Genomic DNA, 20,230 nt, shown 5'->3' on the forward strand with positions numbered 1-20,230 from the left:
GGTTTGCCCGCTCTTGCATCAAAATCGTCGTTGTTTCCACACCCTTGCCGCTCAGGCGAGTGCTTCGCCCATTTCGCGGATGCGGGCGATCTTGGCGTGAAACGGCGCCCAGTCGTCGTTGCGGTCGATTGCGCCCCAGATTTCCTCAACCTCTTCGATCAGCATTGAGCAGGGCGAACCTTCCGACCAATATGGATGTTCCCGGTGCGTGCGCGGCTCGCGCGCAGACAGCATCGCGCGGACATCGTCGAATGCCGGGCCATAGCTGTCGGGCAGCCTGCCGCCAAAGGCGTCGAAGAAGAACCGGTCGATGCCGGTCGATTCGCTGCGCAGCGCCTTTTCGACCGTCTGCACCAGCGTACGGTCGGCGGCGGTGTCGCCCGGTCGCAGGCCAAGCCGCCACAGGATCGCGTCCGATACGGCGCGCTGATAGCGCTCGCCGAAATGTTCGAGAATGTCGATCAGCGGCTGCGCCTCGCTCACCGTGCGCAGCGCGACCGCGAGCTGCATCGCGTCCCAATGGATCGCTTCGGGCTGGCGGCCAAACGCGTATAGCCCCGCATGGTCGAAATAGGCGGCGGTGAAATCCGGGTTCCAGGTCGGCGCAAACCGCCATGGGCCATAGTCGAAGCTTTCGCCGGTGACGTTGATATTGTCCGAATTCAGGACACCGTGGACGAAGCCTGCCGCCATATAGCTCGCCGCCAGCCGTGCGGTGCGCGAAACGACATGGTCGAGCAGGCGGTGTGCGCCGTCTTCGCCCGCATCCTCGCCGTAATAATGGCGCAGCACATAGGCGATCAGCCGTTCCATCGCCTCCGCATCCTTGTGATAGGCCAGCCGCTGGAACGTGCCGATACGGATATGGCCGTGGCTCAGCCGTACCAGCACCGAAGAGCGGGTGGGGGACGGTTCGTCACCGCGCTCCAGCGCTTCGCCGGTTTCGATCAGTGAAAAGCTCTTCGAGGTTTCGACGCGCAGCGCTTCCAGCATTTCGGTCGCCAGCACTTCGCGAACGCCGCCCTTCAGCGTCAGCCGCCCGTCGCCGAACCGGCTATAGGGCGTCTGTCCCGATCCCTTGGTGCCAAGGTCGAGCAGTCGGCCGTTGCCGTCGCGAAGCTGGGCGAAGGTAAAGCCGCGCCCGTCGCCGATATCGGGATTGTAGATGCGGAACTGATGCCCGTGATAGCGCTGCGCAACCGGCTGCGGCAGCGAGCGATCGAGCGGCTCGAAGCGGCCGAAATGCGCCTTCCACTCGGCGTCGTCCAGCGCATCCAGCCCGACCGCCCTTGCCCAGCGGTCGTTGCGAAAGCGCAGAATGGTCCTGGGAAAGTCCGCGGCTTCGACCGGGTCGTAAAAGGGTTCGCCCAGGTCGAGCAGTGCCGTTTCGGGGGTATAGCTTGTCGCTTGCGGTGCGAAGATCATACAGCGATATGGGTGGCGATGGACGAACGACGCAACCTTTCGAATTTTACGGACGGATTCTGGTGGTCGAAGGATGGCCTCCGTCTGCACTATCGCGACTATCCCGGGCGCGAAGACCGGCCGCCGATCCTCTGCATTCCAGGGCTCACGCGAAACGTCCGCGATTTCGAAGGCGTGGCCGAGCGGCTCGCCGGCGATTGGCGCGTCATTGTGGTCGAACTGCGCGGGCGCGGCGAAAGCGCCTATGCGAAGGACCCGATGACCTATGTCCCGCTGACATATCTTCAGGACATCGAGGCGCTGCGCATCGAATTGAAGCTCGAACGTTTCGTTGCTTTCGGAACGTCGCTGGGCGGCATTCTCACGATGTTGCTGGCAACGGCAGAGCGCGACCGGATCGCGGGCGCGCTCCTCAACGATGTCGGCCCCCAGCTCGAAGCGGCGGGACTGGCGCGCATTCGCGGCTATGTCGGCAGGGGCAGTTCGCACCCGACCTGGATGCACGCCGCGCGCGCCACGGCAGAGGCGAATGCCGATGTCTATCCGACCTATGAAATCGGCGACTGGTTGCGGATGGCGAAGCAGCTTTACCGCCTGGCGCCGTCGGGCCGCATCACGCTCGATTACGATATGCGCATCGCCGAGCCGTTTCGCGTGCCGGGAAATGAAGCCGGGCCCGACATGTGGAAGGCCTTCGATGCGCTTGCCGGGCGCCCGGTACTCGTCACGCGCGGCGCGCTTTCGGATATATTCGGTCAGGCCACGGCGGAAAAGATGGCGGCGCGGTTCGACGGTGTGGAACTTGCCGAAATTCCCGATACCGGCCATGCGCCCACGCTCGAGGAACCGGCAGCGGTCGAGGCGATCGACCGGCTGCTCGCACATGTGCTGGAGGGCGAGGCGAAACGATGAGCGTCAATATCCTGCATCTCCACTCGAGCTTTTCGCTCGGGGGCAAGGAAGCGCGCGCGGTTCGCCTGATGAACGCCTTTGGCGACAAGGCGCGTCACACCATCGTTTCGGGCGTGCCCGACGAACTCGGCGCGCGGGACGCGATCGCGAAGGGCGTCAAACATGAAATCGCCCAGAACCCGCCGCCGCTCGTTGGAAAGCCCTCGGCTGCCCGCTACGAAGCCATCGCCAGGTTCATGGCGCGCTTCGACCTTGTCCTGACCTATAATTGGGGCGCGATCGACGGTGTGATGGCGCGGCGCGTCTATTCGAAGGGCATGCCGCCCGTCGTCCATCACGAAGACGGCTTCAACGAGGATGAGAACAAGCGCCTCAACCCGGTGCGCAACATGTACCGGCGTGTCGCGCTGGGATCGGCCCATGCGCTCGTCGTGCCGTCGCACACGCTCGAACAGATTGCGCACAAGGCATGGAAACAGCCCGCCGCACGCGTGCACCGGATCTCGAACGGCATCGAAGTTGCCAAATATGCGGGCACACCCGATCCGAAAGCGATCCCCGGTTTCAAACGGAATCCCGGCGCGGTGGTTATTGGGACCGTCGCCGGTTTGCGTCCGGTCAAGAACCTGCCGGCGCTCGTCCGCGCGGTGGGCGGCATGATCGCCAAGACCCAGCTCGTCATCGTCGGCGAGGGGCCGGAGCGCGACAAGATCGCCGAGACCGCCGAACTGATGGGGATGGAAGACACTATCCTGCTGCCCGGGTTCCTGCCCGAACCGCATCGCTATATGGGGCTGTTCGATCTGTTCGCTTTGTCCTCGCTCAGCGAGCAACAGCCGATATCGGTGATGGAAGCGATGGCGGCGGGGCTGCCTGTCGTCGCGCCGCCGGTGGGCGATGTGATCGAAATGGTGTGCGAGATGAACCGCCACTATATCAGTCCCGACTGGAGCGAGGTCGGTCTGCGTGACCGGCTCCAGGTACTCGCCAAGAACGCGGCCGGGCGAAAGACGCTGGGCGAGGCGAACCGGACGCGCGCCCAGGCGTTGTTCGATGAAAAGGATATGATTGCCGCCTATGCGCGGCTCTATGGCGAGGCGATCGGCAAACCGGACTATTTCGTCTGATGCAATTCCCTCGCGTTGTCACCGGCGACTCGTTACAGTTGCGCAAATTTTATCTGGAGGATTCGTGTTCAAAGGCCTGAAGCCCATCATTTACAACGGTCAGGAAGTATGGCCGCTGATCGAGGGCGGGAAGGGTGTTGCCGCGACCAACCATGCCAGCGCGGGCGCCTGGGCGGCGGCCGGCGGTATCGGTACGGTTTCCGCGGTCAATGCCGACAGTTACGACGCCGAAGGCAAGATCATCCCGCAGGTCTACAATTCGCTTACCCGCCGCGAACGCCATGAAGAACTGATCGCCTACGCCATCGAGGGCGCGGTGCAGCAGGTGAAGCGCGCGTTCGACATCGCCGGCGGCAAGGGCGCGATCAACATCAACGTGCTGTGGGAAATGGGCGGCGCGCAGCGCGTTCTGCACGGCGTGCTCGAACGTACCAAGGGGCTGGTCGCGGGCGTGACCTGCGGCGCCGGCATGCCGTACAAACTGTCGGAAATCGCCGCCTCTTACGAGGTCAGCTATCTGCCGATCGTCAGTTCGGCCCGCGCGTTCCGCGCCTTGTGGAAACGCGCATATTCCAAGGCATCGGAATGGCTTGCCGCCGTTGTTTACGAAGATCCCTGGCTTGCCGGCGGTCATAACGGCCTGTCGAATGCCGAAGACCCGCTCAAGCCCCAGGACCCATATCCGCGCGTGAAGGCGCTGCGCGAAACCATGCGCGAAGGCGGCATTTCCGACGAAGTGCCGATCGTGATGGCGGGCGGCGTCTGGTATCTGCGCGACTGGGCGGACTGGATCGACAATCCCGAACTCGGCACCATCGCCTTTCAGTTCGGTACACGTCCGCTGCTGACCAAGGAAAGCCCGATCCCGCAGGAGTGGAAGGATCGGCTGACCCAGCTCGAGGAAGGCGACGTGCTGCTGCACCGCTTCTCGCCGACGGGTTTTTATTCCTCGGCGGTGCGCAACCCGTTCCTCCGCAACCTCGAAGCACGTTCCGAACGCCAGATTGCCTTTTCCAAGCAGGAAGCGGGCGACCACCAGTTCCAGCTCGACGCAGGCGTGAAGGGCAAGAATTTCTGGGTGACCAAGGGCGATCTGCTGCGCGCGCGTCAATGGGTCGGCGAGGGCTATACCGAAGCGCTCAAGACCCCCGACAACACGCTCGTGTTCGTCGATGCGGACGAAAAGCAGGAAATCCGAAAGGATCAGGCCGATTGCATGGGCTGCCTCAGCCAGTGCCAGTTCTCGTCATGGGCGGATACCGAAACCAATTCGACGGGACGGCTGGCCGATCCGCGCAGCTTCTGCATCCAGAAGACGCTGCAGAACATCGCGCATGGCGGGCCGGTCGATGAAAACCTGATGTTCGCGGGCCACAACGCCTATAATTTCAAGCGCGACCCGTTCTATTCGAACGGCTTCGTCCCGACCGTAAAGCAACTCGTCGATCGCATTCTTACCGGCGATTGACCGGGCGGTGGTCCCGGTCTCGGCCGGCGGTCAGATCCAGCCTTCGAGAACCTGATCGGGCGGCCGGTGGCCGTCCGCCCAGGTGCGGATATTGGCGATCACCTTGTGCCCCATCGCCTCGCGCCCTTCGAAGGTGGCAGAGCCGAGATGCGGCAGAAGGACCACGTTCGAAAGCTTGAGCAATCTCGGATCGACATTCGGTTCGTTGGCATAGACGTCGAGTCCGGCCCCCGCGATCCGTCTTTCCTCCAGCGCGTCGATCAGCGCATTTTCGTCGATGATCTCTCCGCGCGCGGTGTTGATGACATAAACCTGCGGCCCCAGCAGCGCGATCCGGCGGGCATCGAGCAGTTGCTCGGTCTCGGCCGTGTGCGGCGTGTGGATCGAAAGAATGTCCGCACAGCGCAGCAGATCGTCGAGATTCTCGTGCCAGGTCGCACCCAGTTGCGCCTCCAGCGTATCGGGAATGCGGTGGCGGCCGTGATAATGGATCGTCAGCCCGAACGCGCGTGCGCGCGCCGCGACCGCCTGCCCGATGCGCCCCATGCCGATGATGCCCAGCTTCTTGCCGCCGATACGGTGGCCCAGCATCCCGGTCGGTGCCCAGCCGCGCCACCCGCCGCTGCGCACCAGCTTCTCGCCCTCGGCCAGCCGTCGCGGTACCGACAGGATCAGCGCCATCGTCATGTCGGCGGTGTCGTCGGTCAGGACGCCCGGCGTATTGGTGACGACGATGCCGCGCGCGCGCGCGGCGGCCAGGTCGATATGGTCATATCCCGCGCCGTAATTGGCGATCAGCTTCAGCCGGTCGCCCGCCGCGGCGATGATATCGGCATCGATCGTATCGGTGACGGTCGGCACGAAGACGTCGCAGTCGCCGACCGCGCGTTTCAGAGCGTCGCGATCGAAGGGGGTGTCGTCAGCGTTGAAAGCGGCATCGAACAGCTCCTCCATTCGCGCCTCGACCGCATCCGGAAGCCGCCGGGTTACGACGACGCGCGGGCGGGAAGGGCGGGGGCTGTCGCTCATATGTCCCGATTGGCGTCACCGGCCCGTGCAGTCAACGGTTGAAGCGGACGCGCTCGGCGCGCTAGATCGCGTTCATGCAGGCTTCGAAACGCTCTCCCCTGACATTCTGGCTGTTGTTCCTCCTGTGCCTCGGCGCGCTGGGAGCGGTCGTCGCGACCTTCGGCAGCACCGCCGCCGCGCAGAAGCGCAAGCTGCCCTATTACGCTTCGATCTCGGCGGGAAAGGCGCATATGCGCACCGGGCCGGGGCGCAACTATCCGATCGAATGGCTCTATCGCCGCGCCGATCTGCCGATCAAGGTGGTCGATATCTACAATGACTGGCGCAAGGTTGAGGACCCGGGCGGCACGCAGGGCTGGATACAGGTCGGCCTGCTCAGCGCGCGCCGCACCGCGATCGTCACCGGCGGGATCGCGGCGATGCGTTCGTCGCCGAGCTTCGACGCGCATATTGAATATCGCGCCGAACCCGGCGTCGTCGGCCGGCTGAGCGATTGCGCGCGCGGCTGGTGCTATTTCAAGGTCGGCGACAAGGGCGGCTATGTCGAACAGACGCATCTCTGGGGCGTCGACCCCGGCGAGGAACTCTGACGCCGGTCAACTAACTATAGGCCAGCGTCAGGACGCCCGCCGCGGTCCCGATGACGAGGACGACGAGCAGCCCGCCCATCCGGATATAGTCGGTGAAGCGGTATCCGCCCGGTCCCATCACCAGCAGGTTGTTCTGGTGCCCGATCGGGGTCAGGAAATCCGACGACGCGCCGATCAGCACGGCGAGCAGCGCTGCATCGGGATCGATGCCCAGCAGCCGCGCGGCTTCGACCGCCAGCGGACCCATGATGACCGCGGTCGCGACATTGTTGAGGAAGATCGACAGCAGCAGCGTCGTCCCGCACAGCGCGGCCAGCGTCACGAACAACGGCATCCCGGCCAGCGACTGGCCCAGAAATGCCGCGACCTCGCTCGCCGCACCCGTTTGCTCGAAACTCTGGCCGACGGGAATCATCGCGGCAAGCAGCACGATGACGCTCCAGTCGATCGACCGATAGGTTTCTTCCGCCGGGATCAGCTTGAACGTGGCGATGACCACCGCTGCGCCGACAAAAGCGACCGCCGGCGTCGTCCAACCCGTCACCACCAGCACGATCGCAAGGCCGAAAACGCCGAGGATCAGCGCCGCTGTCGAGCGTGTGACGCTGGGCGGATCGAGCCGGTCGATCTCGAGCACGCGCGCCTGTGCGATGAACCGGCGCAGCGCATCGGCGGGGCCGCGCAGGAACAGCTGGTCGCCGGCATGGATCGTCATCGAGGATAGCGGCTGCTTTTCGCGCGCCGCGCGGGGGCCGACGGCGACGACGCGCAGCCTGCCCTCGGTACGCAGGCGGATATCCTCATGCCCCTGACCGATCAGATACGAACCGTGCGCGACCACCACGCGCGCGGTCACCTCGGTATCGTCGCGGTCGGGTGCGCTATGGTCGAGGCCACTGCGCTCGGCCGCGATCCATTGGTTGACGCGTGACAGCACCAGCATGCGGTCGCCGCCCTTGAGCTGTGTCGTGGCATTGGCGGCGATCTCGACACCACCGCGAAACAGCGCGAGCACGCGCGTCGATGCGTTGCGCAGCACCGGCAAGAGCTGCGCGAGCTGATGCCCGGCAATCGCTTCGGGTGCTCGCAATTCGAACACGCGCCAGGGCGGTCGCGTCTCGCGCACGCCCGACCGGCGCACCGGCAAGAGGCGCCACCCCATCACCGCCAGATAGCCAAGCCCGACGACCGTCACCGCGACGCCGACCGGCGCCATGGTGAAAAAGCCGAACGGCTTGCCGAGTTCGCTCGTGCGCACCGACGACAGGATCAGGTTGGCGGGCGTGCCGATCAGCGTCGTCATCCCGCCCAGGATCGTGGCGAAGGCGAGCGGCATCAGCGTCGCGGCGGGCGGCTTCTTCGCACCGCGCGCGACATCGGCGGCGATCGGCATGGTGATGACCAGCGCCGCGATATTGTTCATGAACGCGGACAAGAGCGCCGCGACGATCAGCAGCAGCGACAATCGCACCGTAAAGCTGGCATGGTGCGGGATCACGGTGCGCGCGATCGCGGCCGCGACGCCCGACAATTCTATCGCGCGCCCGACGATCAGGATGCCCGCCACCGTCAGCACGGCCGGGTCGGCAAAGCCGACAAATGCCTGTTCGGGCGTCACGATCCCCAGCACCAGGCAGGCGAACAGCGCCAGCAGGGCGACGAGATCGTGGCGAACGCGCTCCGATACGAACAGCAGGAGCGCGATGCCCAGAACGATGGCGCTGAGCGCGGCGGGGTTCATCGTGCCACTATGGGCGAAGCCGGACGCGCCGTCACCTGCCCAATATCCCGTCCCGGCGGTGTCAGTCGATCAGCTCGACCGCCATTGCCGTCGCTTCGCCGCCACCGATGCACAGCGATGCCAGGCCGCGCTTCTGGCCCGAATTCTGAAGCGCCGCGAGCAACGTCGCCGTGATCCGCGCGCCGCTCGCGCCGATCGGGTGCCCCAGCGCGCAGGCGCCGCCATTGATGTTGAGCACGTCGTGCGGGATCGACAGGTCGCGCATCGCGATCATCGCGACGCAGGCAAAGGCCTCGTTGACCTCGAACAGGTCGACGTCGCCGATATTCCATCCGGCCTTTTCCAGCGTTTTTTCCATCGCCGATACGGGCGCGGTGGTGAAGCGCGAGGGTTCGTGCGCATGGGCGCCGTGCGCAACCACGCGCGCAACGGGTGTCAGGCCCAGTTTCTCCGCGATCGATGCCCGCGTCATGACGAGCGCGGCGGCACCGTCGGAAATCGAGGAGGCATTGGCCGCAGTCACCGTTCCGTCCTTGGAAAAGGCCGGCTTAAGCGTGGGAATCTTGTCGATGTTTCCGCGCGCGGGCTGCTCGTCGAGGCGGACCGTGTCGGTGCCCTTGCGGCCGGTGATCTCGACGGCCACGATCTCGCGGTCGAATGCGCCCGACTTCTGTGCCTTCTGCGCGCGTTCGAGCGAGGCGATCGCGAAATTGTCCTGATCTTCGCGGGTGAACTGATATTCCTTCGCCGTCTCGTCGGCAAAGCTGCCCATCAGCCGGCCCGGCTCATACGCATCTTCCAGCCCGTCGAGAAACATGTGGTCCATCATCTTGTCATGGCCCAGCCGCGCGCCAGAGCGGTGCCGCATCGACAGATACGGTGCGTTGGTCATGCTCTCCATGCCACCCGCGACGATCATGTCGACCGAACTCGCGGCAAGCGCGTCCGACGCCATGATCGCGGCCTGCATCCCGCTGCCGCACATTTTGTTGATCGTCGTCGCCTCGATATGTTTGTGCAGCCCCGCACCCAGCGCCGCCTGCCTTGCGGGCGCCTGGCCAAGCCCCGCAGGCAGGACGCAGCCCATATAGATGCGCTCGACCGCATCGCCCTTCAGCCCGGCACGCTCGATTGCCGCCCCGACCGCCGTCGCGCCGAGTTCGGTCGAGGATGCGCCGGAAAGGCTTCCCTGGAAACTTCCCATCGGCGTGCGTGCATAGGACAGGATGACGACGGGATCGGCGGACATGGAGTTCTCCTGAAGAGGTTCGTTTCGTTTGATACGATCTAGGAAGTGCGACGAATTTTTGCAAAAGCCGGATCACAATATCATGCCGTCCCGCACGCGACTTTGGTTCCAGAGCCGCGCGCGCTGGTTGTCCGGGTTACGACTTTCGTCGGGACGGCGAGACGAATATGACCGAAGCATCTGAAGCCAATTAGGAATCCGGCCATCATCCTGAACCCGAATCCGGCGCGCCGACGTTAAGCGACGATGGAAGATTCTCCCCTCGTTCAGGCCATCAAGTGGTTCGCCACCGGCACCGGCATCTCCGCGGCGTTCATGGTCTCGCTAGACCTCGGGCGCCGCGTCGTCGGTTTCGGCTTCATCGTCTTCGTCGCCTCCAGCATTGCATGGATCGTCGCGGCGGTTCTGTCGAAAGACGGCGCGCTCGGCACGCAGAACGCCGTTCTCTTCGGAATCAATATTTTCGGCGTCTATCGCTATCTGATCCGGAAGAAGCCCGATGGCTGATCCGGTCTGGTGGCTGGTCGCGCTCGGTGTGCTGGGCCTCGTCTTCGGCAGCTTCATCGCCACGGTGGCGATACGCTGGCCGGAGGAACGCTCGGCGCTCAGGGGGAGATCCGAATGTGACGGCTGCGGCAGGACGCTCACCGCCGCCGAGCTGATCCCGCTTTTCAGCTATGCCGTTCAGCGCGGCCGCTGTCGGGAATGTGGTGCGCCGATCGACTGGCTGCACCCGCTGGTCGAGCTTCTGGGTCTTGCCATCGGTATCGGCGCAGCGGCGGTTGCACCCGACTGGAATGGAGCCGCGGGCGCCGTTTTCGGCTGGCTGTTGCTGATGCTCGCCGCGCTCGACCTGCGTGCTTTCTGGCTGCCCAATCTGCTGACCGGGGCGCTCGCGCTAGGCGGATTGGCGACCGGACTGATCGGGCTCGCGCCGCCCATCGAGGACCGGCTGATCGGCGGGGTTGCCGGCTTTGTGGTGCTGTGGGCGGTGGCGGCGCTCTACCGCAATGTGCGCGGACGGCACGGGCTGGGCGGCGGTGACGCAAAGCTGATGGGTGGCATCGGGCTGTGGCTCGGCTGGCATGATCTGGCGCTGCTGCTATTCGCTGCCAGCATGATCGGCCTCGCCGCTGCGCTCATCCTTCGCCTGCGCCGCGGCCGGCTATCTGCGACCGACCAGTTGCCGCTCGGGACGCTGCTCGCGCTCGCGGCATTTCCCTGCTGGATGATTCAGGCTATCCAGTAGCGAAATAAAACTGGAGAGCGACGATGGCCGATCTGAATGCGATGCTCGAAGCACAGCGTGCCGACTTCATGGAAGCGTTGCCGGTGCCGATCCCGCTGCGCAAGGACCGGCTGAAGCGTGCCGCCGCGATGATCGCCGATCATGCCGACAGTTTCTGCGATGCGCTCTCGGAAGATTTCGGCCATCGCAGCCGCGAACAATCGATGATTACCGACATCGCCGCATCGGTCACGCCGCTGCGGCACGCGGCCAAGCATGTCGATGGCTGGGCAAAGGCCGACAAGCGCCCGACCATGTTTCCGCTCGGGCTGCTCGGCGCGAAGGCGCGCGTCGAATATCAGCCCAAGGGCGTGGTCGGCGTCATCAGCCCGTGGAATTTCCCGGTCAATCTGGTGATGTCACCGCTCGCTGGCATTTTCGCCGCCGGCAACCGCGCGATGGTCAAGACCAGCGAATATACGCCGCAGGTCGCTTCGCTCTTCGAAGAACTCTGCCCGCGCTATTTCGACCCCACCGAACTCGCCTTCGTCTCCGGCGGGCCGGATGTCGGCAAGGCCTTTGCCGAACTGCCCTTCGACCATCTGATCTTCACCGGCGCCACCGGCATTGCGCGGCACATCCTCCACGCCGCAGCCGACAATCTGGTGCCCGTCACGCTCGAACTCGGCGGCAAGTCGCCGGTGATCGTCAGCCGAGGCGCCGATCTCGACCGCGCGGCAGAGCGCGTGGCGATCGGCAAGATGATGAATGCCGGCCAGATATGCCTCGCGCCCGATTACATGCTGGTGCCCGCCGAACAGGAACCGGCGGTGGTCGACAAGCTGACCAGTGCCGCCTCGACGCTCTATCCGACGCTGCTCGACAATCCCGATTATACCGCCGTCATCAACGACCGGCACTATCAGCGGCTCAACGACTGGCTCGACGATGCCCGCGCCAAGGGTGCCGATGTCGTCACGGTCAATCCGGCCAACGAGGATTTTAGCGCCACCAACAGCCGCAAGATGCCGCTTCACATCGTCCGCGGCGCGACCGACGACATGACGGTGATGCAGGAAGAGATTTTCGGGCCGATCCTCCCGGTGCGTACCTATGACACCGTCGATCAGGCGATTTCGGAAGTGAATCGCCGCGACCGTCCGCTGGCGCTCTATCATTTCGGCAAGGATGATGACGAGCGCCGCCGCGTGCTCGACCGCACGATTTCGGGCGGAGCGACGCTCGACGACGTGATCTTCCATGTCTCGATGGAGGAACTGCCCTTCGGCGGCATCGGCCCGTCGGGCATGGGCGCCTATCATGGCCGCGCCGGCTTTCAGACGTTCAGCCATGCGCGCAGCGTTTTCCAGCAGTCGAAGCTCGACGTGGCAAAGCTCGCTGGGCTCAAGCCGCCCTATGGCAGCACCACCCGCAAGGCCATCGCCCGCCAGATGAAGGGGTAGCCGTGATCCTGCAAATGCAGGAGTATGGGGCATCGCCCACCACGCCCGCTTCCGTCACCCTGAACTCGTTTCAGGGTCCACGGCGCCAAATTCGCACATGTGGAAGTTGGAGGGTGGATGCTGAAACAAGTTCAGCATGACGACGCGGGCGTTCGACCGAAAAGCTTTCCTACAACACCGCGTCCGTGCCACCGTAGCGGACCGCTGTTTCTCACCGTCAGCATGGTTACAAGCCGCCCGCAACGAAATTACAGCCAGCCGCAACTTTCGTAAAACATCACCGCGAATTGTGTGAAGCTAAGCCTCGATCCGATAATGGATCGGCTTGAACGTACCGCCATTCGAATCGGGCGCCGAGCACGCCGTCAGCCCGATGATCAGGTCCATCTCGGCCCTCAGCGCGATATGGTCGCCCGCCTTGCTGATCGGCGGCAGCACCTTCAGCTCGCCGGTCTCGCCGTCGATCGGCACGTTCATGAAGCAGTTGAACGCGGTCGGGATCTGCGCCGGCGTCACGCCATAGGGTGCCAGCGCTTCTGCGAGGTTGCCGAAGCATCCCCGGTGACGCGGCAGGTCGGGGTAGAAATGGTCGAACGTGTCGACCGAACAGGGCGTCAGCAGAAAGTCGTGCCGCCCGACCATATCCTCGACGATCTCGAGCATCACGTTCGACCGGTTCGAATAAAGCTTGTTGCCGGTCGACAGATAAATCCGCTCGGCATAGTCGAACGTCCGACCTGACGAGATTACCTCGTCGATATCGTCCGCGTTGAACGCGAGGAGGTCGGCGACCTGCTCGCCCTTCGGATCGATGACGATCAGCGTCTGGCCTTTCTTCAGCTTAAAGGCGGTGCCGCTGCGTTCGGGAATGACCTGGGGTTCTATTGTTCCGCTCCCCGATATTTGAAGGGCGCGCGCCAGCCGCCATCGACCGCGCGCCCGCTATATTGCCGCGCCTCGCTCAACTCACCGTGCCGCGCCAGCATGGGATTGCGCGATCCGGCCAGCGCCTCGTCGCGCGTCAGGATTTTTTCGCGCATTCCCTCATATTTGTTCTCGGCCCGCAACCGCTCGAACTGGTCGTGCAGGTTGAAGACGAGGGCAGGGCGGTCGAAACGCCGCGCCGGGCGGCTCGCATTCGGATGCAGCCCGACGATGAAGAACGCTTCGCCGCCAAAGCTGAGCGAGAAGTGCGGATTGTCGGGATCGGCGCTGACGCGGTAGTCATAGTTCTGACCGCGCCAGACATCCTTGTCGGAGAGCGACTGCACCCGGTCCCACAGTGCACGCTCGAACGCTTCTTCGTCCAGATCGCCCGGACCGTCGAACACCACCGCAAAGCTGCGATACATTTCGGGCTCGCGCTTATAAGATTCGGCGAAGCGCAGCAGCGCGTCATGGATGCGCACATCGTCCCAACCGCTGTCGATCCGGTCGCAGGCGAGCACCGACAGCGTGCCGCGCGCAAGCGCCGCCTTCGCGCCGACGCAGGGGAACCCGCGGTCGGACACATGGTCGAACAGCAAGGATTCGAGACGCTCCTGTGCCTCGTGCTTCCAGCTAAACATAGATCAAGCGGCATCCTGTTGTTTTGCCGCTATAAAACGCCGCGCGCGGAAACGCGTTCCCGCCTATTCGACCTGCGCCTTCGGAAAGCCCGACCAGGCTTCGTCATAATCGCTCTGCGCGGTTTCGACCGCGAATTCGGTCGGGCGGAAGACCCAGCGGCTTTCGACCATGAACGCCATCGTGTCCTCGATCTTATGCGGCTTCAGCTCGGCCTCGCTGGCGTTGCGCCAGCTTTCGACATCGGGTCCGTGTCCGGCCATCTGGTTGTGCAGGCTGAGCGCGCCCGGTGCGAATCCTTCGGCCTTGGCGTCATAGGCGCCGTGGATCAGCCCCATCGCCTCCGACATCACGTTGCGGTGGAACCAGGGCGGGCGGAACGTGTCTTCGGCCACCATCCAGCGCGGCGGGAAGATCACGAAATCGACATTGGCCGTTCCCGGCATGTCGCTGGGTGAGGTCAGCACGGTGAAGATCGACGGATCGGGATGGTCGAAGCTGACCGTGTTGATCGTGTTGAATTTCGACAGGTCGTATTTGCAGGGTGCGAGATTGCCGTGCCATGCGACGACGTCGAGCGGACTGCGCCCGAGATTGGTGCTCCACAGGCTGCCGAGATATTTCTGCACCAGCTCGAAATCGCCTTCGACATCCTCGAACCAGGCAACCGGCGTTTCGAAATCGCGTGGATTGGCAAGGCCGTTGGCGCCGATCGGGCCGAGGTCGGGCAGACGGAACGGCGCGCCATGATTTTCCGCGACATAGCCGCGCGCCTTTCCGTCGGGCAGGGTGACGCGAAATCGAACGCCGCGCGGGACCAGCGCGATTTCGCCGGGCTTCAGGTCGATCCGCCCCATTTCGGTGAGAAGAGTCACGCGCCCCTGTTCGGGAATGACGATCAGCTCGCCATCGGCGGACACGAACGCGCGACGCTCCATGTCCTTCGACGCGCGGTAGATGTGGACGGCGACGCCCGACTGGCTTTCGGGCGGGTGGCTGGCGAGCATCGTGACCATGCTGTCGAGCCAATCGGCGTCCTCGTCGTCATAGCCCATTGGTGACCAGCGCAGCCGGTTGGGCGCAAGCGGTGCGTCCACCGTCCCCGGCGCGAACAGGTCGGCGCCCTCGTACCGGCGGAAGGGCGGGTGCGCAGCGGACGGGCGCAGGCGGTAGAGCCACGAGCGCCGGTTTTCCGAACGAGGCGCGGTAAAGGCGGTGCCCGACAATTGCTCGGCATACAGGCCGAATGCGGGCTTCTGAGGAGAATTGCGGCCTTCGGGCAAGGCGCCGGCGACTGCCTCGGTCGCGAAATGATTGCCGAAACCGGTCATGTATCCGTCGGACACTGGGCTTCTCTCCCGTATCTGGTTGAGGTGCGAACCGCCGCCATGCGCGTCGTTTTGATTATCACGCCCCCTTTTTGTGGGCGGGCATGGCGGCGGCCGCGGGCCGTTTTCCTGCCGGTCGCTAAATCCTCCTGCGCGACCGACCGGCCTCTCCTTACTCGTCAGGCGTTCAAGCTTCGGCCTTGTCCTTGGCCGGGATCACGCCGCGCTTGATCTGGTCGAGTTCGATCGATTCGAACAGCGCCTTGAAATTGCCTTCGCCGAAGCCTTCGTTGCCCTTGCGCTGGATGATCTCGAAGAAGATCGGACCGACCATGTTGGCGGTGAAGATTTGCAGCAGCAGGCCTTCGCCGGTCTCGGGCGAACCGTCGATCAGGATCTTGCGCTCCTTCATCTTTTGGATGTCGTGGCCGTGGCCGGGCAGGCGCTTGTCGATCAGCTCGTAATAGGTGTCGGGCGTATCCTGGAATTTCACGCCGTTCGCGCGCAGCTTGTCCACGGTCGCGAAGATATCGTCGGTGGTCAGCGCGAGGTGCTGGATGCCTTCGCCCTTATAATCCTTGATGAACTCCTCGATCTGCGAGTGATCGTCGCGGCTCTCGTTCAGCGGGATGCGGATCTTGTCGTCGGGCGCGGTCATCGCGCGCGACAGAAGGCCGGTCTGCTGACCCTCGATATCGAAATAGCGGATTTCGCGGAAGTTGAAGATCGACTCGTAATAGTTCGCCCAGAAATCCATCCGGCCGCGCTTCAGATTGTGCGTCAGATGGTCGAGCGTCTCGAGGCCGACCGAATTCTGGTCGGGCGTCGCACCTTCTACCGGCTCGAAATCGGTGTCGTAGATGGTTTCCTCGCCGTATTTGTCGACCAGGTACAAATTCGCACCGCCGATCCCCTCGATTGCCGGAATGTCCAACTCGCCGGGGCCGTTCTTGCCCTTAACCTCGGTCGCGCCGCGCTCGACCGCCATCTTCAGCGCCTTGTCGGAATCGGCGACGCGGAATGCCATCGCATTGGCCGACGGTCCGTGGTCGCCGCGGAAATCGGCGACCTGGCCCTCGGGCTCCATGTTGAGCAGGAAGTTGATGTCGCCCTGTTGATAGCGGCGAACCTTCTTGGTCTTGTGATTCGCGACATGGGTGAAGCCCATCATCGTGAAGAGCTTGCCGAGCGCCTCCGGATCGGGGCTGGTGAATTCGACGAATTCGAAGCCATCGAGGCCCATCGGGTTTTCGCGGGGTTCCATCACATCTCTCCGGTTCGGGAAACTGGTATCAATTGAAACTAACTACCAATGTGCTAGCGTCGAGTAAAGGCACGCAGTTAGGGTTGTTTCATGTCAACGCTCCATCTCGACGGCTTTCTCCCTTATCGCCTGTCGATCGCTTCGAACCGTGTGTCGAACGTGATCGCTACCGCCTATCAAGCGATGTTCGGGCTGAAAATTCCCGAATGGCGGCTGGTCGCGGTGCTTGCCGAGGGCGAGGGGATGAGCCAGCAGGCGCTTGGCGTGATGACACGAATGGACAAGGTGACGGTCAGCCGCGCCGCGATCGGGCTGGTCGAACGCGGGCTGGTGAAGCGCGAGCCAAACCCGCACGACCAGCGATCGCATCTGCTCCGGCTCACCCGTTCCGGCGAGGAATTGTACGAGCAGGTTGCGCCAAAGGCGCTGGAACTCGAACGGCGAATCTTTGCCGAATTCGAGGAAAAGGAGATCGGCCAGCTTCGTTCGATGCTCGAACGGCTGGAAGACGCCGCAGCCGGGTTCGAAGTCGAAGCGACTTGATCTTGTCTCGCCGTTTCCACTAATCAGGCTTTGCCCTCCCCAGGCGCCATCGCTGCCGACGATCGAGGAGGAATCATGTCCCAGTTGCTTGCCCGTGCCGACCTGAAAGTCGCGGAACCGCTTGCCCGGTTCGTCGAAGAGCAGGTGCTGCCGGGACTGGAGATAGGGTCCGACGGCTTCTGGCGCGGCGTGGCCGATATCTTCGCCCGCTTTACTCCCGAAAACCGATCGCTTCTGCAAAAGCGCGACGCGTTGCAGGCACAAATCGACGCACGATATGAATCGGGCGAAGCGGCGGACGAGGCTTTCCTCCGCGACATAGGCTATCTGGTCGATGAGCCCGACCGCTTCACGATCGGCACCGAAAATGTCGACCCCGAGATCGCGACCATGGCGGGGCCGCAACTTGTCGTGCCCGTTCTCAACGCGCGTTTCGTCCTGAACGCCGCCAATGCACGCTGGGGCAGTCTGTACGACGCGCTCTATGGTACCGACGCTATTCCCGGCGACGCGAAGCCGGGTGGCTATGATCCCGAACGCGGTGTGCAGGTGATCGCGCGTGCAAAGCGGTTCCTTGACGAGGCGGTGCCGCTGAAATCGGGCTCCTGGGCTGATTTTGCAGGGAACGAGCCACAGCTTGCCGCTCCCGATCAGCTCGTCGGACGCGATGGTCGGTCGCTGCTATTTCGCCACAACGGCTTGCATATCGAAGTGGTCGTCGACCGCGAACACCCGATCGGCCGGGACGACCCGGCGGGTATTGCCGATGTTATTCTGGAAGCAGCGCTGACGACGATTGTCGACCTTGAGGATTCGGTGGCTGCGGTCGATGCCGAGGACAAGGTCGCGGCCTATGCCAACTGGCTTGGCCTGATGAAGGGCGACCTCGAAGAGACATTCGACAAGGGCGGAAAAAAGCTGACCCGCCGTCTCGCACCCGACCGCAGCTATACCGCGCAGGATGGGGCAGAATTCACGCTGCCGGGACGTTCGCTGCTGTTCGTGCGCAATGTCGGCCATTTGATGACGACGCCGGCTGTCCTTCTGCCTGACCGAGCTGAAGCGCCCGAGGGCGTGCTCGATGCGATCATGACCTCGTTGATCGCGCTCTACGATCTTCGCGGGCTCGGGAAATATCGCAACAGCCGCGCCGGTTCGATCTATATCGTGAAGCCGAAGATGCATGGGCCGGACGAATGCGCCATCACCGACCGGCTGTTCGATGCCGTCGAGGACTTGCTCGAGCTGGGCAGGCACACGATCAAGGTCGGCGTGATGGACGAGGAGCGCCGGACCTCGGCCAATCTCGCCGCGTGCATCCATGCGGTGAAGGAGCGCATCGTCTTCATCAATACCGGCTTTCTCGACCGAACCGGCGACGAGATGCACACCGCGATGCGCGCCGGCCCGATGATCCCCAAGGGCGAGATGAAGACGAGTGCCTGGCTGACCGCATATGAGGATCGAAATGTACGCATCGGCCTGGCGCACGGGCTCTCGGGTAAGGCGCAGATCGGCAAGGGCATGTGGGCCGCGCCCGACCGCATGGCCGACATGCTGCAACAGAAGATCGGTCATCCGAAATCGGGCGCGAACACCGCCTGGGTGCCCAGCCCGACGGCGGCGACGCTCCACGCGCTCCATTATCACCAGATCGATGTGTTCGCCCGCCAGCGTGAAATTGCGGGCGAAGCGATTCCGTCGCTCGGCCAGTTGCTGACCGTGCCCGTGGCCGAAGGGCGCAACTGGAGCGCCGAGGAGGTGCGCCGCGAACTCGACAATAACGCGCAAGGAATCCTTGGCTATGTCGTACGCTGGGTCGATCGGGGGGTGGGCTGTTCGAAGGTGCCCGACATCAACGATATCGGCCTGATGGAGGATCGTGCCACGCTTCGCATATCCTCGCAGCACATGGCCAACTGGCTGCTTCACGGCGTGGCATCCGCCAATGATGTCGAGGCTGCGTTACGGCGGATGGCGCAAAAGGTCGATGCGCAGAATGCCGGTGATCCCTCCTATCGGCCGATGTCGGGGCGCGAGGCGGACAGCCTTGCCTTTCAGGCGGCACGCGCGCTGGTGTTCGAAGGCGCCGATCAGCCGAACGGCTACACCGAGCCGCTGTTGCACAAGTTCCGGCAGCGCACGAAGGAACGCGACGCTGGCGGCGCCGAAGTCAGTATTTCGAACGTTTCGGCTTGACCTGACGCTGGCTCGGCAGCGTATCCGCGACGGTTGCCCCGCGCTCTCCGAACGGGCGCGGCGTACCGGTAGTCGAGTCCACGCCGGTTTGCCGTTCGGCTTCTGCGTTGATCTCGGCGCCGATCAGAATTGCATAGGCCGAAACGTACAACCACATCAGCAGCACCACGACCGCTCCCAGCGCGCCGTAGGTCGCGTTGTAATTGGCGAAATTGGCGGCATAGAGACCGAAGAGTACGGTCGCGAGCAGCCATAGCAATGTCGAGGCTACCGAACCGATCGATAACCACCGCCATTCCGCCCGGGCCCGATCGGGCCCGAAGCGATATACGAACGCGAAGCCGCCACTAGCGATGGCTCCGGCGACAATCCAGGTTGCAATCTGGATCAGGACGACACCCGAATGGCCGAGTATGTCGGCAAACTGCTTCAGATATCCCAAGACGGCTGCCGCGATTACGCCGATAATCGCCGCGAATACCGCGCCGACCGTCAGCACGAGCGATAACAGCGTCGTCCGGATGATACTGCGTGTTTCATCCTCTTCGTAGACGACGTTGAGCGCACCGATCATTCCGCCCGCCGCCCTCATCGCTCCGAACAGAGAGAAGAAAAGCGCGATCGCCAGGCCAAGCCCGGCCTTGTCGGCGGCGGTGCTGGCGATGCTGGTCAACTGGTCCTGTATCAGGCGAGCCGCGTCCGCCGGCACGAGCTGGATGATCGTTTTCATATGGGCTGCAACGGTGGCAGGGTCGGCGACGAGCCCATAGGTCATGACGATCGCACCGAGCAGCGGTACGATCGAAAGGAACGCGAAAAAGGCCATGCCCGCGGCCATCAGCGACAGATTGTGATAGCCGGTCATTACATAGATGCGCCCGAAGATTGCCTTCCAGGCTTTCCAAGGATGACGCCAGGGATGGGTGGAATCGAAGCCGGGAATGTTGGACGGGTCGGCTGGCGCTGCTGCGTTCATGTGGATCGGTTCCTTGACTGACGCTTGGCTTGACCAACGCGACATCGCGGCGATCCGATGCACATCAATGGCAATTGTCTTGATTTCAGTGCCATGGACCGAAACCGGTGGAGCAAAATCGA

General features: G+C 63.6%; 18 protein-coding genes. 9 read left to right on the plus strand and 9 right to left on the minus strand.

The features are described from left to right. Nucleotides 1-51 precede the first annotated feature (51 nt). Complete coding sequence (locus tag J7S20_RS02350) at nt 52-1,425, minus strand: protein adenylyltransferase SelO family protein (protein ID WP_284052625.1); 1,374 nt, start codon at nt 1,423-1,425, stop codon at nt 52-54. 18 nt (nt 1,426-1,443) lie between these two features. On the opposite strand from J7S20_RS02350, the gene J7S20_RS02355 reads away from it, so the two are divergent. The 3 genes from J7S20_RS02355 to J7S20_RS02365 all read left to right on the plus strand — a co-directional run bounded on the left by J7S20_RS02355 (nt 1,444) and on the right by J7S20_RS02365 (nt 4,932). Next, the gene (locus J7S20_RS02355) at nt 1,444-2,337 is read left to right on the plus strand and encodes an alpha/beta fold hydrolase (protein ID WP_284052626.1); all 894 of its coding nucleotides are present in this window, start codon (nt 1,444-1,446) and stop codon (nt 2,335-2,337) included. Further along, nucleotides 2,334-3,464: a glycosyltransferase family 4 protein gene (locus J7S20_RS02360; RefSeq protein ID WP_284052627.1), complete on the plus strand. Its 1,131-nt coding sequence runs from the start codon at nt 2,334-2,336 to the stop codon at nt 3,462-3,464. The genes J7S20_RS02355 and J7S20_RS02360 overlap by 4 nt, the downstream gene beginning before the upstream one ends. 64 nt (nt 3,465-3,528) lie before the next feature. Next, nucleotides 3,529-4,932, plus strand: coding sequence for an NAD(P)H-dependent flavin oxidoreductase (locus J7S20_RS02365; protein WP_284052628.1), 1,404 nt, complete (start codon nt 3,529-3,531; stop codon nt 4,930-4,932). A gap of 30 nt (nt 4,933-4,962) precedes the next feature. Here J7S20_RS02365 and J7S20_RS02370 read toward each other — a convergent pair whose 3' ends face one another. Then, nucleotides 4,963-5,961, minus strand: coding sequence for a 2-hydroxyacid dehydrogenase (locus J7S20_RS02370; protein WP_284052629.1), 999 nt, complete (start codon nt 5,959-5,961; stop codon nt 4,963-4,965). 74 nt (nt 5,962-6,035) lie between these two features. Between J7S20_RS02370 and J7S20_RS02375 the strand changes: the two genes are divergently transcribed. Next, nucleotides 6,036-6,551: an SH3 domain-containing protein gene (locus tag J7S20_RS02375; RefSeq protein ID WP_284052630.1), complete on the plus strand. Its 516-nt coding sequence runs from the start codon at nt 6,036-6,038 to the stop codon at nt 6,549-6,551. A gap of 10 nt (nt 6,552-6,561) precedes the next feature. Here J7S20_RS02375 and J7S20_RS02380 read toward each other — a convergent pair whose 3' ends face one another. After that, complete coding sequence (locus tag J7S20_RS02380) at nt 6,562-8,292, minus strand: SLC13 family permease (protein WP_284052631.1); 1,731 nt, start codon at nt 8,290-8,292, stop codon at nt 6,562-6,564. Between the two features lie 61 nt (nt 8,293-8,353). Beyond that, complete coding sequence (locus J7S20_RS02385; protein WP_284052632.1) at nt 8,354-9,541, minus strand: acetyl-CoA C-acyltransferase; 1,188 nt, start codon at nt 9,539-9,541, stop codon at nt 8,354-8,356. Nucleotides 9,542-9,787: 246 nt separating this feature from the next. On the opposite strand from J7S20_RS02385, the gene J7S20_RS02390 reads away from it, so the two are divergent. The 3 genes from J7S20_RS02390 to J7S20_RS02400 are packed head-to-tail and all read left to right on the plus strand — an operon-like array spanning nt 9,788 to nt 12,232. Beyond that, complete coding sequence (locus J7S20_RS02390) at nt 9,788-10,048, plus strand: hypothetical protein (RefSeq protein WP_284052633.1); 261 nt, start codon at nt 9,788-9,790, stop codon at nt 10,046-10,048. Next, entirely contained in the window at nt 10,041-10,790 is a 750-nt protein-coding gene (locus J7S20_RS02395) for a prepilin peptidase (protein WP_284052634.1), read from the plus strand. The genes J7S20_RS02390 and J7S20_RS02395 overlap by 8 nt, the downstream gene beginning before the upstream one ends. Nucleotides 10,791-10,813: 23 nt before the next feature. Beyond that, complete coding sequence (locus tag J7S20_RS02400; protein ID WP_284052635.1) at nt 10,814-12,232, plus strand: coniferyl aldehyde dehydrogenase; 1,419 nt, start codon at nt 10,814-10,816, stop codon at nt 12,230-12,232. A gap of 297 nt (nt 12,233-12,529) precedes the next feature. Here the strand turns inward: J7S20_RS02400 and J7S20_RS02405 are convergent, their stop codons facing one another. The 4 genes from J7S20_RS02405 to hppD form a co-directional block, all read right to left on the minus strand. Then, nucleotides 12,530-13,117: an urea carboxylase-associated family protein gene (locus J7S20_RS02405; RefSeq protein ID WP_284053377.1), complete on the minus strand. Its 588-nt coding sequence runs from the start codon at nt 13,115-13,117 to the stop codon at nt 12,530-12,532. Beyond that, nucleotides 13,114-13,800, minus strand: coding sequence for a guanitoxin biosynthesis heme-dependent pre-guanitoxin N-hydroxylase GntA (gntA, locus tag J7S20_RS02410; protein WP_284052636.1), 687 nt, complete (start codon nt 13,798-13,800; stop codon nt 13,114-13,116). Before gntA ends, J7S20_RS02405 begins: the two co-directional genes overlap by 4 nt. A gap of 63 nt (nt 13,801-13,863) precedes the next feature. Continuing rightward, on the minus strand, nt 13,864-15,129 hold the full coding sequence (hmgA, locus tag J7S20_RS02415) for a homogentisate 1,2-dioxygenase (RefSeq protein WP_284053378.1): 1,266 nt from the start codon (nt 15,127-15,129) through the stop codon (nt 13,864-13,866). A gap of 184 nt (nt 15,130-15,313) precedes the next feature. Continuing rightward, nucleotides 15,314-16,390 carry a 4-hydroxyphenylpyruvate dioxygenase gene (gene hppD / locus J7S20_RS02420; protein ID WP_284052637.1) on the minus strand — a complete coding sequence of 359 codons (1,077 nt, stop codon included), beginning with the start codon at nt 16,388-16,390 and terminating at the stop codon, nt 15,314-15,316. A gap of 90 nt (nt 16,391-16,480) precedes the next feature. On the opposite strand from hppD, the gene J7S20_RS02425 reads away from it, so the two are divergent. Then, nucleotides 16,481-16,933 (plus strand): MarR family winged helix-turn-helix transcriptional regulator, encoded by a 453-nt coding sequence (locus tag J7S20_RS02425; protein WP_284052638.1) that lies wholly within the window; start codon nt 16,481-16,483, stop codon nt 16,931-16,933. 75 nt (nt 16,934-17,008) lie between these two features. Beyond that, entirely contained in the window at nt 17,009-19,132 is a 2,124-nt protein-coding gene (locus J7S20_RS02430) for a malate synthase G (protein WP_284052639.1), read from the plus strand. On the opposite strand, the gene J7S20_RS02435 is transcribed toward J7S20_RS02430, so the two are convergent. Then, the gene (locus tag J7S20_RS02435; RefSeq protein ID WP_284052640.1) at nt 19,107-20,108 is read right to left on the minus strand and encodes a YihY/virulence factor BrkB family protein; all 1,002 of its coding nucleotides are present in this window, start codon (nt 20,106-20,108) and stop codon (nt 19,107-19,109) included. The two genes, J7S20_RS02430 and J7S20_RS02435, sit on opposite strands and share 26 nt — an antisense overlap. Nucleotides 20,109-20,230 lie beyond the last annotated feature (122 nt).

This window comes from Stakelama marina, from assembly GCF_018122655.1.
Taxonomy (GTDB): Bacteria; Pseudomonadota; Alphaproteobacteria; order Sphingomonadales; family Sphingomonadaceae; genus Sphingomonas; species Sphingomonas marina.

Coding starts and splice junctions, on each gene's coding strand:
- J7S20_RS02350 (WP_284052625.1), bottom strand. CDS start 1,425: ATGATCTTCGCACCGCAAGCGACAAGCTATACCCCCGAAACGGCACTG.
- J7S20_RS02355 (WP_284052626.1), top strand. CDS start 1,444: ATGGACGAACGACGCAACCTTTCGAATTTTACGGACGGATTCTGGTGG.
- J7S20_RS02360 (WP_284052627.1), top strand. CDS start 2,334: ATGAGCGTCAATATCCTGCATCTCCACTCGAGCTTTTCGCTCGGGGGC.
- J7S20_RS02370 (WP_284052629.1), bottom strand. CDS start 5,961: ATGAGCGACAGCCCCCGCCCTTCCCGCCCGCGCGTCGTCGTAACCCGG.
- J7S20_RS02375 (WP_284052630.1), top strand. CDS start 6,036: ATGCAGGCTTCGAAACGCTCTCCCCTGACATTCTGGCTGTTGTTCCTC.
- J7S20_RS02380 (WP_284052631.1), bottom strand. CDS start 8,292: ATGAACCCCGCCGCGCTCAGCGCCATCGTTCTGGGCATCGCGCTCCTG.
- J7S20_RS02385 (WP_284052632.1), bottom strand. CDS start 9,541: ATGTCCGCCGATCCCGTCGTCATCCTGTCCTATGCACGCACGCCGATG.
- J7S20_RS02390 (WP_284052633.1), top strand. CDS start 9,788: ATGGAAGATTCTCCCCTCGTTCAGGCCATCAAGTGGTTCGCCACCGGC.
- J7S20_RS02395 (WP_284052634.1), top strand. CDS start 10,041: ATGGCTGATCCGGTCTGGTGGCTGGTCGCGCTCGGTGTGCTGGGCCTC.
- J7S20_RS02400 (WP_284052635.1), top strand. CDS start 10,814: ATGGCCGATCTGAATGCGATGCTCGAAGCACAGCGTGCCGACTTCATG.
- gntA (WP_284052636.1), bottom strand. CDS start 13,800: ATGTTTAGCTGGAAGCACGAGGCACAGGAGCGTCTCGAATCCTTGCTG.
- hmgA (WP_284053378.1), bottom strand. CDS start 15,129: ATGACCGGTTTCGGCAATCATTTCGCGACCGAGGCAGTCGCCGGCGCC.
- hppD (WP_284052637.1), bottom strand. CDS start 16,390: ATGGAACCCCGCGAAAACCCGATGGGCCTCGATGGCTTCGAATTCGTC.
- J7S20_RS02425 (WP_284052638.1), top strand. CDS start 16,481: ATGTCAACGCTCCATCTCGACGGCTTTCTCCCTTATCGCCTGTCGATC.
- J7S20_RS02430 (WP_284052639.1), top strand. CDS start 17,009: ATGTCCCAGTTGCTTGCCCGTGCCGACCTGAAAGTCGCGGAACCGCTT.
- J7S20_RS02435 (WP_284052640.1), bottom strand. CDS start 20,108: ATGAACGCAGCAGCGCCAGCCGACCCGTCCAACATTCCCGGCTTCGAT.